The sequence below is a fragment of the Nocardia testacea NBRC 100365 genome (genome assembly GCF_000308775.1).
GTDB lineage: Bacteria > Actinomycetota > Actinomycetes > Mycobacteriales > Mycobacteriaceae > Nocardia > Nocardia testacea.
On sequence record NZ_BAGJ01000158.1, the window covers coordinates 73,200 to 91,120 of the forward strand.

1 protein-coding gene and 1 pseudogene (1 of these 2 only partly in view) are annotated in these 17,921 nt (G+C 67.4%); both read right to left on the minus strand.

All coding sequences use genetic code 11. The annotated features are described in order from the left end of the window. A protein-coding gene (locus ON38_RS21710; RefSeq protein ID WP_444543712.1) for a non-ribosomal peptide synthase/polyketide synthase crosses the window boundary here: on the minus strand, positions 1-8,239 show its 5' portion. The gene continues 22,526 nt to the left of window position 1, outside the view; the window shows 8,239 of its 30,765 coding nt (coding positions 1-8,239); its start codon is at positions 8,237-8,239; its stop codon lies beyond the left edge, outside the window. Next, a pseudogene (locus ON38_RS38380) lies at positions 8,228-17,920 on the minus strand (non-ribosomal peptide synthetase); the annotation flags it as partial. The pseudogene ON38_RS38380 and the gene ON38_RS21710, both read right to left, overlap by 12 nt. Between the last annotated feature and the right edge of the window lies 1 nt (position 17,921).

Consider the following 17,921-nt stretch of genomic DNA (forward strand, 5'->3'; position numbering starts at 1 on the left):
GGCCGGCGATCGCCGGATCGAGGTCCTCGCCGGAGGTCAGCACACAGACCGGGCGCGCCGTCTCGATGATGTACTCGAGCCGGTCCACCGGCTGGTCCGGGTCCAGCGGCACATACGCGCCGCCTGCCGCGACCACCGCGTACGCACCGGTGATCAGGTCGATCGACCGGCGCATACCCAGGGCCACATAGGTTTCCGTGCCCACACCGGCATCGCGCAGCCACCGCGCCAACCGGCGCACGCGGCCCGCGAACTCGCCGTAGGACAGACCGGTGCCCTCGTAGGTCAGGGCCACGCGGTCCGGGGACTCCGACACCACCCGGTCGAACCCGTCCAGCAACAGGCCCGGCTCGACGCTGCGGTCGGTGGCGTTCCATCGGTGCAGCACCAGCTCACGCTCGGCCGCGTCGAGCAGCTCGAGTTCACCGACCGGGGCCGCGGGATCGGCGACGACCCCGGCCAGCACCCGCAGGTACCGCTGCACGAATCCCGCCACCGTCGCGTGGTCGAACAGGGCGGTGGCGTAGGTCAGGTAGCCCGTCACGCCCTCGGCGGCGCCCGCCGCGTCGTAGGTGTCGCTGAGGATCATGCTCAGGTCGTAGAGGGAGACCTCGGCACCGGCGTCCACCCCGGACACCGAGAGACCCGGAATCTCCAGGCTCGTCTGCGCCAGGTTCTGGAACGCGAAGCCCACCTGGAACAGCGGGTGCCGCGCCGTGGACCGTACCGGGTTCAGCGCCTCCACCAGCTGTTCGAACGGCACATCGGCATGGGCGAGCGCCGCGATGTCGATATCGCGCTGGCGCGCCAGCAGGTCGGTGAACGATTCCCCGCCCTCGACCCGGGTCCGGAACACCAGCGTGTTCACGAACATACCGATCACATCGTCGAGGGCGGCCTCGCCCCGACCGGCCACCGGGGTACCGATCGCCACATCGTCGGTACCCGCCAAACGGGCCAGCAGCAGCGCGAACGCGGTATGCGTCACCATGAACAGGGTCACGCCTTGCTGCCGCGCGAAGTCCTGCAGCGCCTGATGCAGGCGCGCATCGATATGCACTTCCACCCGGCCACCGGCATACGACTGGGTCGCCGGCCGCGGCCGATCCATCGGCAGATCCAGCTGCTCGGGCAGATCCGCCAGCGCCGACCGCCAGAATTCGAGCTGTTCGTGCGCCAGCGACGAGGGATCGGCGCCGTCACCCATCAGGTTCCGTTGCCAGATCGCGAAATCGGCGTACTGGACCGCCAGCGGCGCCCAGTCCGGCGCCCGGCCGGCCGTCCGTGCCGAGTACGCGGTCATCAGGTCCCGCATCAACGGCGCCGTCGAGGCGCCGTCGCCGGAGATGTGGTGCACCACGGCGGCGAGGACGTATTCGTCTGCCGCGTCGTCGATCCGCAGCAGTGTCACCTGCACCGGCACCTGCTGGGCGACATCGAACGACACCGACGCCAGCTCGGTCACCACGGTCTCGACCGCGTTCGCGGCCACCGTGCGGACTTCGAGGGCCGGCACCGCACCCGTGACCGGCAGCACCACCTGCACCGGACCGGATTCGGTCTCCGGGTACACCGTGCGCAGCACCTCGTGCCGCGCCACCAGATCCGTGACCGCCAGTCGGAGGGCATCCACATCCAGCGCACCCGAGAGCCGGATCACCAGCGGGATGTTGTAGGCCGCCGCACCACCGTCGAACCAGTTCAGGAACCACATGCGCTGCTGCGCCAGGGACAGCGGGATCCGGTCCACAACCTCGCCCGAGGGCAGTACCCGGGTCGGGCGCGGCTGCGGTACCAGCGCCGGACGTCCGCCGGAACCCACCTGCTCCTCGAGCCGGGCGGCCAGCGTGCCCACGACCGATGCCTCGAACAGCACCCGCACCGGCACCTGCGTATTCAGCGCCGCACCCAGGCGCGCCACGACCTGCGTCGCGAGCAGCGAGTTCCCGCCCAGGGCGAAGAAATCGTCGTCCACGCCGATGCGCTCGATACCGAGCACATCGGCGAGCACACCCGCCACGACCCGCTCGACCGGTGTCGACGGCGCCCGGAACTCACGTGCCTCGAACGCGGGCTCCGGCAATGCCCGGCGGTCCAGCTTCCCGGCGGGGGTCAGCGGCACCTCATCGAGCACCATGACCGACGCCGGCACCATGTACGACGGCAACCGCTGCCCGACGAACTCTCGCACCTCGGCCACGTCGATCGAACGCCCCGGTACGGCCACGACGTAGGACACGAGCGATACCGCGCCCGCGGCGCTCCTGTGCGCGGTCGTGACCGCGAAGTTCACGGTGTCGTGTGAGGTCAGCGCCGCGTCGATCTCACCCAGCTCGATCCGGAAACCACGAACCTTGACCTGGAAGTCATTACGGCCCACATACTCCACCGCCGGGTCACCCGCGGCATCACGACGCCACCGCACCACATCACCCGTGCGATACAAGCGAGCCCCGGGCTCGCCATAGGGGTCGGCGACGAACCGGTCAGCGGTCAAACCGGCACGCGCGTGATAACCACGGGCCAACTGGATCCCACCCACATACAACTCACCGGCCACACCCTCGGGCACCGGATTCAAGCGATCGTCCAGGATCAGAGTCCGCATACCCCGCACCGGACCACCGATCGTGACCCGATCACCGGCGTTCAGCACACCACTGATATTCGTAGCCACAGTCGCTTCGGTCGGACCGTAGGCGTTGTGGAACCGACGCTGCACCCCGCCCTCCGGCGTGGTCGACCACTTCGCCACCAAATCCGCCGAAATCGCCTCACCACCGGCGATGATCACTTCCATACCCGCGAGATCCACCGGATCCAGCGAGCCCAGCACCGACGGCGTGATCAAACCAACCGTCACACCCTCACGGGCGATCAACTCACCGAGTTCGGCACCACCGTAGGTACCGGTCGGCACCACCACCAGCGCACCGGCCGAACCCACCGCCAGCAGCAACTCCAAGATCGAGGCATCGAACGACGGGGAAGCGAACGCCAGCACCCGCGTGTTCGCGTCGAGGCGATAACGCTCGACCTGCTCGGCACTGAAATTCGCCAAACCGGCATGCGACACCACCACGCCCTTGGGCAAACCCGTCGAACCCGACGTGTAAATGACATACGCGGTATTCGCCGGGGTCAACGGCCACACCCGGTCGGCATCGGTAATCGGATCGGCCGGATAGGTGTCCAGCGCCAACTCGTCGAGGACCAGCCAGTCCACCGAATCCGGCAGATCCGCCCGCACACTCGAGACCGTGATACCCACCGGCGCACCGGAATCGGTCAACATATGCGCGATGCGATCGGCCGGGTAGGTCGGATCGATCGGCAAGAACGCCGCACCCGACTTGGTGACAGCCCATTCGGCCAGCACCGAATCCGCCGACCGCGGCACCGCCACCGCCACCAGATCCTCGGCACCCAGGCAACGCTCGATCAGCACTTGGGCCAACCGGTTCGACCGCTCATCCATCTCGCCATAGGAAAGACGCTGATCCCCGAACACCACCGCCGGCGCCGACGGATCCACCGCCACCGCCGCGGCCAGCAACTCCGGCAACGTCGACGCCGGCACCGCCGGACCACCCGTACGAGACAGGACCTCGCGGCGCTCGGCCTCGTCCAGGATCTCGATCGACCCCAGCTCGATATCCGGGTCCGCGACCACCGCGGTCAGCAACTGCCGGAACCGGGTGATCATCGTCCGGATGGTCGCCTCGTCGAACAGTTCGGTGGCGTAGTTCAGGAACAGGGTCATCCCGCCGGAGCCGTTCTCGGCCAGCGTGAATTGGAGATCGAACCGGGCCACGTTCTCCACGAGGTCCAGTCCGGAGATCTCCAGACCCGCCAGATCCAGTACCGGCTGCTCGTTGTTCTGCAACGACAGCGCCACCTGGAACAGCGGGTTGCGGGCCTGCGAACGCTCCGGCGCCAGCAGATCCACCAGCCGCTCGAACGGCACATCGGCATTACCGAACGCGTCCAGATCCGTCCGGCGGGCCCGATCCACCAGGTCGGCGAAGGTCTCGCCCGAGCCGACCGCGGTCCGCAGCACCAGCGTATTGACGAACATGCCGACCAGATCGTCCAGAGCGCGCTCACCACGACCCGCGATCGGCGTACCGATCGCGATATCGTCCGAACCCGACAACCGGGCCAGCAATGCCGCCAACGCCGCGTGCAGCACCATGAACATCGACGCGCCACGGCCACGCGCCACACCGTCCAGGCCCTGGATCAACTCGGCGGACAACTCACCGCTCACCGTGGCACCGCGCATCGACGCCACCGCCGGACGCGGCCGGTCCATCGGCAGCGCCAACTCGTCGGGAACACCGTCGAGGGTGCGCTGCCAGAACGCGATCTGGCGCGCCAGCGGCGAATTCGGGTCGTCCTCGGCGCCCAGCACCTGCCGCTGCCACAGCGTGTAGTCGGCGTACTGGACCGGAAGCTGACCCCATCCCGGCTCGAGATCCCGGACCCGCGCCGCGTACGCGGTCATCACGTCCCGGGCCAGCGGGGCCATCGAGAAACCGTCGCCGGAGATGTGGTGCACGACCACCACCAGCACGAATTCCCGCGGCGTCACCTCGAGCAACCGAGCCCGCAACGGCGGGGCCACGGACACGTCGAAACCGGCAGCCACGAATTCCGTTACCGCGGTGAGCAGCTCGTCGGCGGTGACCGCGACGGTCTCCAGGCGAAGATCGACCCGGTCCGCGGGCACGACCAGCTGCACCGGCACGCCGGAACGCTCCGGGAAGTAGGTGCGCAGCGATTCGTGCCGCCGCAGCACATCGGCCAGGGCGGCGCGCAGAGCTGCCACGTCCAACTCACCGGAGAGCCGGATCGCCATCGGCAGGTTGTAGGCCACCGACGAGGGGTCGTACTGGTTCAGGAACCACATCCGCTGCTGCGCGTACGACAACGGCACCAGCTCGGGCCGCGGCCCGGCCACCAGGGCCGGACGCGCTTTCTCACCGGCCTGCTCGACCCGCACGGCCAGCGCGGCCACCGTGGGCGCCTCGAACAGCGCGCGCACCGTGACCTGGGTATCGAGCGCGGCCCCGATCCGGGCCGCCACCTGGGTCGCGACCAGCGAGTTACCACCCAGCTCGAAGAAGTCGTCGTCCGCGCCGACCCGCTCCAGCCCGAGCACCTCGGCGAACGTCGACGCCACGACCTCTTCGATCGGGGTCGACGGCGCCCGGAACACACGCGCCTCGAACACCGGCGCCGGCAGCGATTTGCGGTCCAGTTTGCCGGCGGCGTTCATCGGGAACGCCTCGAGTACCACGAAGGCGGCGGGCACCATATAAGCCGGAAGTTCGGCACGCAGCGCCGACCGCACTGCCTCCGCATCGATCGACCGGCCGGGTTCCGGCACGAGGTAGGCCACCAGCTGGTCACCGGTGTGCTCATCGGCGCGCATGACCACCACTACCTGGGCGATCTCCTCCACACCGAGCAGCGCGGATTCGATCTCACCGAGTTCGATGCGCAGACCACGCAGCTTCACCTGGAAGTCGGTGCGGCCCAGGTATTCCAGTTCGCCGTCGGAGTTCCAGCGCGCCAGATCGCCCGTCCGGTACATCCGGACGCCGGCGCCGAACGGGTTCGCCACGAAGCGGTCGAAGGTCAGATCGGGGCGGTCCACATACCCCCGCGCCAGCTGCGCGCCGGCCAGATAGAGCTCACCCGGAACCCCCGGCGGGACCGGGCGCAACCGGCCGTCCAGCACATAGGCCTGGGTATTGAAAGCCGGGACGCCGATCGGCACCGAGACCGTATCGGCCTCGGTCACCTCGTGGTAGATGACGTCGACCGTGGCCTCGGTGGGCCCGTACAGATTGTCCAGCCGGGCATTGGTCAGCTTCCGCAACCGTCGCGGAAGGTCGACGGGCAGCGCCTCGCCGCCGACGACGATATGGCGCACACTCGACCAGGCGTCGGGGCCGGTGTCGGCCATGATCACCGACAGCATCGACGGTACGAACTGCACCGTCGTCACCCCTTCGGAGGCGATGATCCCGGCGAGATAGGCGGGGTCACGGTGCCCGTCCGGGCGGGCGATGACGAGCCGCGCGCCCACCTGCAGCGGCAGGAAGAACTCGGGCACCGAAGCGTCGAAGGTGACCGTGCCGCGCTGCAGCATGACATCGGACGCGCTCATCCCGTACCGCGCGTGCGCGGCCACCAGGTAGTTCACGATCGCCCGGTGCGCCACCGCGACGCCCTTGGGGCGGCCGGTCGAACCGGAGGTGAAGATCACGTACGCGGTGTTGGCCGAGCGCAGCGGCCGCAGCCGATCGGCATCGGTGAGCGGAGCATCGGAGTACTCGGACAGATCCAGCCGATCGATGCGCAGCTGCCGCTCGATCACCGGGTCCAGGTCCGCACCGGCGGTGAGCACACACACCGGCTGCGCGGTGTCGAGGATGTGCCCGAGCCGTTCCACCGGCTGTTCGGGATCCAGCGGTATGTAGGCGCCGCCGGCCACGACGACCGCGTACATACCGACGACGAGATCGAAGGACCGCTGCATACCCAGCGCCACATACACCTCGGGCCCGACACCCATCTCCACGAGCCGGCGGGCCAGCCGATGTACCCGCCCCGCGAACTCGGCGTAGGACAGATTCGTCCCCTCGAAGGTCAGCGCGACCTCGTCCGGGGTCCGGGCGACCTGCGCCTCGAACAGGGAGACCAGGGTGGCGGTGGCATTGCCGGGGGTCTCGGTGAGCGCGGTCTCCACCGGGAAGCCCGTCGCGTTCCAGCGATCGAGCACCAGGGCACGTTCGGCCGGGGCCATGAGCTCGATATCCCCGACCGGCACCGTCGCGTCCGCGATCACCGCGCGCAGCACCCGCACGAATCGCCGGCCGAACTCGGAGATGAAGTCGTCGTCGAAGAGATCTGTGGCGTAGAGGATCTCGGCATCCATGCCCGAGCCACCGGCGACCGCGTCGCTCATGGTGAGCGACAGGTCGTATTTGGTGGTGGGGATCTCGACATCCAGTCCGGTCATCGTCAGACCCGGCAGTTCCAGCCGGGTATCGCCCAGGTTCTGGAAGGCGAGCATCACCTGGAACAGCGGCTGGCGGGATTGGGAACGGACCGGATTGAGGGCCTCGACCAGTCGCTCGAACGGCACGTCGGCGTGGGCGAACGCGGCCAGATCGCGATCGCGCACATGCGCGAGCAGTTCGGTGAACGGCGCGCCGATATCGACCCGCGTCCGCAACACCAGCGTATTGACGAACATACCGATCAACTCGTCGAGCACCCGCTCGCCGCGACCGGCGACCGGGATACCGATGGCGATATCGTCGGTACCGCTGAGCCGGGCGAGCAGGGTCGCGAACGTGCTGTGCACGAGCATGAACAACGTGACGCCCTGCGCCTGGGCGACCCGGTTCAACTCGTCGATCACCGCACCGGGCACGACGAACCGGTGTGTCGCCGCCCGTTCGCTGGCGACCGCCGGCCGGGGCCGGCTGGACAACCGGAGCTCGTCGGGCAGTTCGTCCAGTTCGGCGCGCCAGAAGTCCAGCTGCTGGGAGACCAGCGACGCCGGATCGTCATCGGACCCGAGGACCTCGCGCTGCCACATCGCGTAGTCGATGTACTGCACGGCCATCGGTTCCCAATCCGGGACCGCGCCGGCCGAACGTGCCGAGTACGCGATCATCAGGTCACGGCTCAGCGGCCGCATCGAGAAACCGTCGGCGGCGATATGGTGCACCACGGCCGCCAGCACGTAGTCGTCCTCGGTGAGGCGATAGACCCGCAGCCGGACCGGCAGTTCGGTGGTCAGATCGAAGCCGCGGAAACCGAATTCGGCGATCGAGGCGAGGAGATCGCCGCTGAGTTCGGCACCCGACACCGCGGCCCGGTGCGTTTCGAGGATCTCCACCTCCGGAACCGCGCGGTCCGGCGGCAGCACCTGCTGATAACCGATGCCCTCGTGCGCCGGGTACACGGTGCGCAGGGATTCGTGCCGGGCGATCACATCGGCCACCGCCTGCAGCAGCACCGTCAAATCGACCGCGCCGGTGAGCCGCAGCACGAGCGGAATATTGTCGACCGCGGACTCCGGTTCGAAGCGGTTGAGGAACCATATCCGCTGCTGTGCCTGCGACAGCGGCGGACGTTCGGGCCGGGGACGCGGGGCGAGAACCGGACGCCCGCCGGCACCGGCCTGCTGTTCCACCCGGGCCGCCAGCGCGGCCACCGTCGAATCCTCGAACAGCATCCGCACCGGGACCTGGGTATCGAGTGCGGCGCCGATCCGGGCCGCGACCTGGGTCGCGATGAGCGAGTTGCCGCCGAGGGCGAAGAAATCGTCGTCGGCGCCGACCCGTTCGGTACCGAGGACCTCCGCGAAGACCCCGGCCACGATCTCCTCGATCGGGGTCGACGCCGCGCGGGAACCACCCGATTCGAACACCGGCGCGGGCAGGGCCCGGCGATCCAGCTTTCCGTTGATGGTCAACGGGATCCGGTCCAGGACGACCACCGCGGACGGCACCATGTAGGAGGGCACCCGCCGACCGACGCCTTCGCGGATGGCTTCCGTGTCGGGCTCGGCACCGGACTCCGACACCACGTACGCGACGATCCGGTGATCGCCCGGGTTGTCCTCACGGACGATGACCGCGGCCTGCGCGATATCCGGCTGCGCGAGGACCGCCGCCTCGATCTCGCCGAGTTCGATCCGGAAGCCGCGCACCTTGACCTGGTCGTCGGCGCGGCCCAGGTATTCGAGTTCGCCGAAGCGGTTCCAGCGCGCCAGGTCACCGGAGCGGTAGAGCCGTGCCCCGGGCGTACCGGGGCCGGCGAGCGGGTCCGCCACGAAACGGGCGGCGGTCAGATCCGGGCGATCCAGGTAACCGCGGGCGAGCTGCTCACCCGCGATGTACAACTCGCCCGTCACCCCGACCGGCACCGGACGCAGCCGGGTGTCCAGCACGTAGATCTTCAGCCCGGCGATCGCCCGGCCGATCACGCTACCGGTGGCCCCGGCGATGGTCTCCGCGTCCAGCGCGCGGTAGGCCACGTGCACCGTGGTCTCGGTGATGCCGTACATGTTCACCAGTAGCGGCGAGGCGGTTTCCCGATCGCCGATCTGCACGGTGCGGCCGGTCGTGCCGTCGCCGTGCCGGGCGACCCAGTCGGAGAGCCGGCGCAGTTCGAGTGCCTCACCACCGAATACGACGTAGCGCAGGGCCAGCGGGCGTTCCGCCGCCGCGGTGCGATCGGCCTCGGCCAGCTGATAGAACGCCGACGGCGTCTGGTTCAGCACGGTGACCCGCTCGGTACGCAGCAGCTCCAGGAACTGCTGCGGCGAGCGCGAGGTGTAGTAGTCGACGACCACCAGGGTGCCGCCGAAGAGCAGCGGGCCCCACAGCTCCCAGACCGAGAAGTCGAAGGCGTAGGAGTGGAACAGAGTCCACACGTCCTCGGGGCCGAACCCGAACTCGCGCTCGGTATTGGCGAACAGCCGCACCACACTGCGGTGCGCCACCGCGACGCCCTTGGGGCGGCCGGTGGAACCGGAGGTGTAGATGACGTATGCGGTGTTGTCCGGACGCAACGGCGCCAGACGGTCGGCATCGGTGATCGGGCCGTCGTCGGCGTCCTCGATATCACCGGCCTCCACGGCGTAACCGTCCACCACGACATGGGAGATACCGCCGGGCAGTTCCACCCGCACCGAGGAATCCAGCACCACGGTCGCGGGACCCGAGTCCTGGAGGATGTAGGCGATCCGGTCGGCGGGCGAATCCGGATCCACCGGCACGTACGCGGCACCGGATTTGATCACCGCGAGCAGAGCGACCACCAGATCCAGCGACCGCGGCAAGAGCACCGCGACCCGGGTCTCCGGGCCGGCGCCCTCGTCGATCAACCGGCGCGCCAGCACATTGGCCCGGCGCTCCAACTCGGCGTAGGTGAGCTGATCACCCTCGTACTTCGCGGCGATCCGGTGCGGATGCTCGCCGGCGGTCGCCTCGAACAACCCGGCCAGGGTGGCCGTCTCGGGGTCGTCGAGCGCTACGCCGTCGATGCTGAACACACCGGGGCCGGCATCCGCACGGGATTCCACCCAGCGCTGTGTCACATCGAGGCGTTCGGTATCGGCGAGCAGATCGATATCGCCGACCGCTGTCGCCGGCTCCTGGACGATCGCGCGCAGGATGCGCAGGAAACGATCGGCGAAACCGGCCACGGTCTCCGCGTCGAACAGATCGGTGGCGTATGCCCACTGCATCCGCAGGCCGCCGTCGGCGGCGCCCTCGGTGCCGACCGTCAGCTGGAGATCGAACTTCGACTGACCGGTCTGGAAGTCGACGACACCGAGGTCGAGCCCGGGCAGCGATACCGCCGCCGTATCCGCCACCGAGGCGGCCTCGAAGGCCAGCACGACCTGGAACAACGGGTGATGCGCCCGCGAGCGGCGCGGATTGAGGATGTCGACGAGCCGCTCGAACGGGATATCGGCGTTGGCGAAGGCGGCGAGGTCGGTGCGGCGCACCTCGGCCAGTAGTTCGGTGAACGGCGTACCCGGGGCCACCTCGGTCCGCAGGACCAGGGTGTTGACGAACATGCCGACCAGATCGTCGAGTGCCTGTTCGCCACGCCCGGCGATCGGGGTACCGATACTGATATCGGAACTGCTGGACAACCGGCTCGCCCAGGCGGCGAGCGCGGCATGCACCACCATGAACAGGGTGGTCCCGTGCGAGCGGGCCAGACTCTCCAGACCGGTACGCAATTCGGCGTCGACCGCGAAATCGTGGGCGGCACCGGCATCGGAAGAGATCTCCGGCCGTGGCCGGTCGGACGGCAGGTCCAGCCGGTCGGGCATATCCCGCAACTGTTCACGCCAGTAGGCGATCTGCTCGGCGGCCACCGATTCGGGATCGTCCTCCGAGCCCAGCACCTCACGCTGCCACAGCGTGTAGTCGGCGTACTGCACTGCCAGCGGTTCCCAGGCGGGGGCCACACCGCGGCTGCGGTCGCTGTAGGCGACGACGAGATCCCGCAGCAGCGGACGCGGCGAGAAGCCGTCGGCGCTGATGTGGTGCGCGACCAGCAGGAGCACGTGGTTCTGCTCGTCCAGGCGCAGCAGCGACACCCGGAACGGGAGTTCGGTCACGACGTCGAAGAGCACTCCGGCCAGCTCGAGGATGCGGGCAGGCAGTTCTTCCTCGGTGACCGGCTCGGGATCGAGCTCGATATCGACCGCACCGGCCGGCAGCACCTGCTGGTAGCCGATACCGTCCACTTCCGGATACACGGTCCGCAGCACTTCGTGCCGAGCCACCAGATCCGAGACGGCCGCGCGCAGCGCGTCGACGTCCAGATCACCGGTCAATCGCACCGCCAGCGGGATGTTGTAGGCCGCGGACCGATCGTCGAACCGGTTCAGGAACCACATCCGCTGCTGCGCCAGCGACAACGGCACCCGCTCCGGCCGCTCCCGCGCCGCCAGAACCGGCAGATCCCCACGCCCCGTCGCCGATTCCGCGGCAGCGGCCAACGCGGCGACAGTGGACGCCTCGAACAGCATCCGCACCGGGACCTGCGCGTCCAGCGCCGCACTCAGGCGTGCCGCGACCTGGGTCGCGATCAGCGAGTTACCACCGAGGGCGAAGAAATCATCGTCGGCACCGATCCGCTCCACCCCGAGCACATCGGCGAACACACCCGCCACGATCTCCTCGATCGGAGTCGACGCGGCACGGAACTCACGGGTCTCGAACACCGGAGCCGGCAAGGCCTTACGATCCAGCTTGCCCGAGGTGTTCAACGGGAACGCCTCGAGCTCCATGACCACGGCCGGAATCATGTACACCGGCAGCACATCACGCAGCGACTCCAGCAGCACATCGGAGACGATCTGCTCCCCGGGCGCGGCCACCACATAGGCGACCAACTGCTCACCCAGCTCGGATGCCGCAACGGTCACCACGGCCTGGCTCACTTGGGGCTGCGCCAGCAGAGCCGACTCGATCTCACCCAGCTCGATCCGCTGACCACGGAACTTCACCTGGAAATCGGTACGGCCCAGATACTCCAGCACCGGCAACGATTCGGTCCAGCCCTCGGTCGGCGAATCGCCGATCACATGAGTCCACCGGACCAGGTCGCCCGTGCGATACATCCGCTGCCCGGCATCGAAAGGACTCGCCACAAACCGATCCGCCGACAGATCCGGACGGGTCACATAACCCCGCGCCAGCTGATCACCCGCAAGATACAACTCACCCGTCACACCAGCAGGAACCGGCCGCAACCGCGAATCCAGCACATAGACACGCGAATTCCACTGCGGGACACCGATCGGCACACTCCCCGACTCACCGCCGGTGGCCTGCCAATAGGTGATCGACACCGCGGCCTCGGTCGGACCATACAAGTTATGCACAGCCGCACCAGAAATCGCGTGCATCGCGGCCACCGTCTCCGGCGGCAACGCCTCACCGATCACGAACACATGCTCGAGCGACGGAATCGAACCCGCCGCAGTATGGGCAGCGAACACACCCAACATCGACGGCACGAAATCCGTCACCGTCACTTCTTGCTCGGCGATGGTCCGCGCCAAATACTCGGGATCACGATGACCGTCGGGAGTCGCGACCACCAAATGCGCACCCGCCGCCAAGGGCAGGAAATAACCCCACAACGACACGTCGAACGTCGTCGCGGTCTTCTGCAAATACACATCGTCGGCACCCATCGGGTACTGCGACAGCATCCACGCGACCTGATTCACGATCGCCGAATGCGAAACCGCCACACCCTTCGGCCGACCCGTCGAACCCGACGTGAAGATCACATACGCCGTATTCGACGACCGCACCGGCGCCAACCGATCCACATCGGTCACCGGCGCCGAGTCGTAACCACCGGTCTCGAGAGTGTCCAACTCCAACACCGACACACCCGCACCCTCGGGCACCGCACCGGCATCAGAAGTCGAGGTCAACACACACAACGGCGACGCGGTATCGAGAATGTAACCGATCCGCTCGGCCGGATGCGCCGGATCCAACGGCACATACGCACCACCCGCCGCGACCACCGCATACATCCCGACGACCAGATCGATCGACCGCGAAACCAGCAACCCGACCAGCGTCTCCGGGCCCACACCCTGCGCGATCAGATGCCGCGCCAAACGATTCACCCGGCCGGCGAACTCGCCATAGGACAGACTCGTCCCCTCGAACGAGATCGCCACTCGCTCCGGATGCCCCGCGGCAGCAGCCTCGAACCGATCCAGCAGCAGCGCTTCCGGGAGCTCATGCCGGGTGGCATTCCACTCCGCCAGCATCTTCGTACGCTCGACCGGCGTGAGGATCTCCAGATCACCGACAGCGGTCTCCGGCGCCGCCAGAACTTCCTCCAGCAACCGGACGAACCGATCGGCGAATGTCTCGATCGTGGAGTGATCGAAAAGGTCCCGGGAGTACGAGAGCGCGCCCTGCATCCCGGCGTCCGCGGTGTCGCCGGTCCCCCGGAAATTGAACGAGAGGTCGAACTTCTCCAGGCTGGTCTCGAAATCGACCGGCGCGACGCGTAGATCCGGCAATTCGAAATGCCGGTCCGGCAGGTTCTCGAAGGACAGCGCAACCTGGAAAATCGGGTGGCGCGCCTGCGAACGTGCCGGATTCAGCACCTCCACCAGTCGCTCGAACGGCACATCCGCGTGCGCGAAAGCCTGGAGATCGGTATTCCGGACCTCTGCCAGCAATTCGGTGAAGGACATATCGCTGCGGACCGGGGTACGCAACACCAAGGTGTTGACGAACATGCCGACCAGGTTCTCCAGTGCCGCATCGCCACGCCCGGCCACCGGAGTACCGACACCGATATCGGATTCTCCGGTGATCCTGGCCAGGAACACAGCCAGTGCACTGTGCACGACCATGAACGGTGAAGCATTGTGCCGCCAGCCCAGATCCACGATCCGGCGGCGGGTCTCCGGGCTGATCTCGAACGAATGCAGGCCACCCGAGAAGGACGAAACGGCGGCGCGGGGCCGGTCGGCCGGAAGTACCAGCTCATCCGGCAGGCCGGCCAGCTTCTCCTTCCAGTACCGCACCTGTTCGGAGATGAGCGAATTGGGATCGTCCTCCGAACCCAGCACCTCACGCTGCCACAGCGCGTAATCCGCGTACTGCACCGGAAGGCTCGCCCATGCCGGCGGTTCCCAGCTGACACGTGCCGCGTAGGCGGCCATCACATCCCGCGCCAGCGGGCCCATCGACCAACCGTCGGCGGAGATATGGTGCACCACCATACCGAGCACGTATTCGTTCTCGCTGATCTCGAAGAGCCGAGCGTGCAGCGGTACCTCGACGGTGACGTCGAAGGCCATCGTCACCAGATCGATCAGGTGATCGATGAGCCTGTCCTCGCGGATCAGGAACGGGGTCAGATCCGGTACCACCTGCGCCGCGTCCAGGATCACCTGGACCGGAGTCCGGCCCTTCTGCGGGAACACGGTCCGCAGCGATTCGTGCCGGTCGATCACATCGATGAAGGCCACCTGCAGGGCCGCGATATCGAGATAGCCGGACATCCGGATGGCGATCGGAATGTTGTTGACCGCCGATTCGGTGTCGTACCGGTTGAGGAACCACATCCGCTGCTGCGCCAGCGACAGCGGCACCTGTTCCACGACCTCACCGGTGGGCAGGATCTGGATCGGGCGTTCCCGCGGCGTCAATGCCACCCGCCCGCTCGCACCGGCCTGTTCCACCCGCACGGCCAGGGCCGCCACGGTCGGTGTCTCGAACAGCATCCGCACCGGCACCGTGGTGTCCAGCGCCGCGCCCAGGCGTGCCGCGACCTGGGTCGCGATCAGCGAGTTACCACCGAGCGCGAAGAAATCATCGTCGGCACCGATCCGCTCCACCCCGAGCACATCGGCGAACACACCCGCCACGATCTCCTCGATCGGAGTCGACGCGGCACGAAACTCCCGGGTCTCGAAAACCGGAGCCGGCAAAGCCTTACGATCCAGCTTGCCCGACGTGTTCAACGGGAACGCCTCGAGCTCCATGACCACAGCCGGAATCATGTACACCGGCAGCACATCACGTAGATCATCGAGGAGTTCCGCCGACTCGATCTGCGCGCCCGGAGCCGGCACCACATAGCCGACGAGCTGCTCACCCAGATCAGAGGCCGCGACCGTCACCACGGCCTGACTCACCTGAGGCTGCGCCAGCAGAGCCGACTCGATCTCACCCAGCTCGATCCGCTGACCACGGAACTTCACCTGGAAATCGGTCCGACCCAGATACTCCAGCACCATCTGCGAACCGGAGTCCCCCTCGGCGCGACGCCACCGCACCAGGTCACCGGTGCGGTACATCCGCTGCCCGGCATCGAACGGACTCGCCACAAACCGATCCGAACTCAGATCCGGACGGGTCACATACCCCCGCGCGAGCTGATCGCCCGCAAGATAGAGCTCACCCGTCACGCCCTCGGGAACCGGCCGCAACCGCGAATCCAGCACATACACACGGCTGTTCCACTGCGGCACACCGATCGGCACAGTGCCCGATTCGTCACCGGTGGCCTGCCAATAGGTGATCGACACCGCGGCCTCGGTCGGACCGTACAGGTTGTGCACCGCGGCATCGGAGATCGCGTGCATCGCGGTCACCGTCTCCGGCGGCAACGCCTCACCGATCACGAACACATGCTCGAGCGAGGGAATCGAACCCGCGGGAGTATGGGCGGCGAACACACCCAACATCGACGGCACGAAATCGGTGACCGTCACCTCTTGTTCGGCGATGGTCTCTGCCAGGTACGCCGGATCACGGTGACCATCCGGGGCCGCAACCACCAAATGAGCGCCCGCCGCCAAGGGCAGGAAATAACCCCACAGAGAAACGTCGAACGTCGTCGCGGTCTTCTGCAGATAGACGTCCTCGGCACCCATCGGATACTGCGACAGCATCCATGCGACCTGATTCACGATCGCCGAATGCGGAACCGCCACACCCTTCGGCCGACCCGTCGAACCCGACGTGAAGATCACATACGCCGTATTCGACGACCGCACCGGCGCCAACCGATCGGTGTCGGTCACGGTCCCATCGGCGTACCCGGACACGTCCAAGGTGTCCAACTCGAGCACCGGCACATCGGTGTCTTCCGGCACTGCCAACGCATCAACGGTCGTGGTCAGCACACACAACGGCGCCGCGGTATCGAGAATGTAGCCGATCCGCTCCGCCGGATGCGCCGGATCCAACGGCACATACGCACCACCGGCCGCGACCACCGCATACATCCCGACCACGAGATCGATCGACCGCGTCACCAGCAACCCGACCAGCGTCTCGGGACCCACACCTTGGGCGATCAGATGCCGCGCCAAACGATTCACCCGACCCGCGAACTCGCCATAGGACAGACTCGTCCCCTCGAACGAGATCGCCACTCGCTCCGGATGCCCCGCGGCAGCAGCCTCGAACCGATCCAGCAGCAGCGCTTCCGGGAGCTCATGCCGGGTGGCATTCCACTCCGCCAGCATCTTCGTACGCTCGACCGGGGCCAGGATCTCCAGATCACCGACAGCGGTATCCGGCGCGACCAGGACCTCCTGCAGCAACCGCACGAACCGGTCCACGAAGCCCTGGACGGTGGCGTGGTCGAACAGCGCGGTGGCGTAGGTCAGATAACCTGACAACCCGCCCGGCACACCGGTGATGTCGTACGAGTCGTTGAGTATCAGGTTCAGGTCGAACTGCGAGATCTCGGCATCGACATCCACCGCGGAAACCGTCAGGCCGGGCAGTTCGAGTACGGACGCGGTCATGTTCTGGAAGGTGAACCCGACCTGGAACAACGGATGCCGCCCCTGCGAACGTGCCGGATTCAGCACCTCCACCAAACGCTCGAACGGCACATCGGCATGCGCATAGGCGGCGATATCGATCTCGCGCTGGCGCGCCAGCAGATCCGCGAACGACTCACCACGATCCAACTGCGTCCGGAACACCAGAGTGTTCACGAACATACCGATCAGATCATCCAGCGCCTGCTCACCACGACCGGCCACCGGCGTACCGATCGTGATGTCATCGACACCCGACAGCCGCGACAACAACACCGCCAACGCCGAATGCACGACCATGAACAGCGTGGCGTTCTGCTGCTGCGCCAGCCGCACCAGACCCGCGTGCACATCCGCGTCGATCGCGACCTCGACCCGGCCACCGGCAAACGACTGCACCGCCGGACGCGGCCGATCCGAGGGCAGATCCAACTGATCGGGAATACCGGCCAGCGTCGACTCCCAGTACCCGACCTGCTGCGCTGCCAGCGATTGCGGGTCGGCCTCATCACCCAGCAACTCCCGCTGCCAGATGCTGTAATCCGCGTACTGCACCGGCAACGGCGCCCAGCCCGGGGCGTCCCCGGCCGTACGCGCCGCGTACGCGGTCATCAGATCCAGGGTCAGCGGTCCCACCGAGGCGCCGTCGGCCGCGATATGGTGCACCGCCATGGCCAGCACGAATTCGCCTGCGGCACCGGACACCTCGCCGGCATCGCCGGCTCCGGAAACCTGTAACAGCTCGACCCGCAACGGCACCTCGGCCGTCACATCGAAACCGGCCGACAGCAGCTCGCTGATCCTGGCCACCGGATCATCGGTGGCGACGAGCGGGAGACCCCCGGCGATCACCTGCGCGGTGGGAAGTACGTCCTGGTACGGCACTCCGCCCGGGCCCACCGGATAGCGTGTCCGCAGGGTTTCGTGACGGTCCACCACATCGGCGACCGCCTGCCGGAGCGCGGGAATATCGAGGTCACCGGACAGGCGGACGGCGACCGGAATGTTGTAAGCGGCCGAATCCGTATCGAACTGGTTCAGG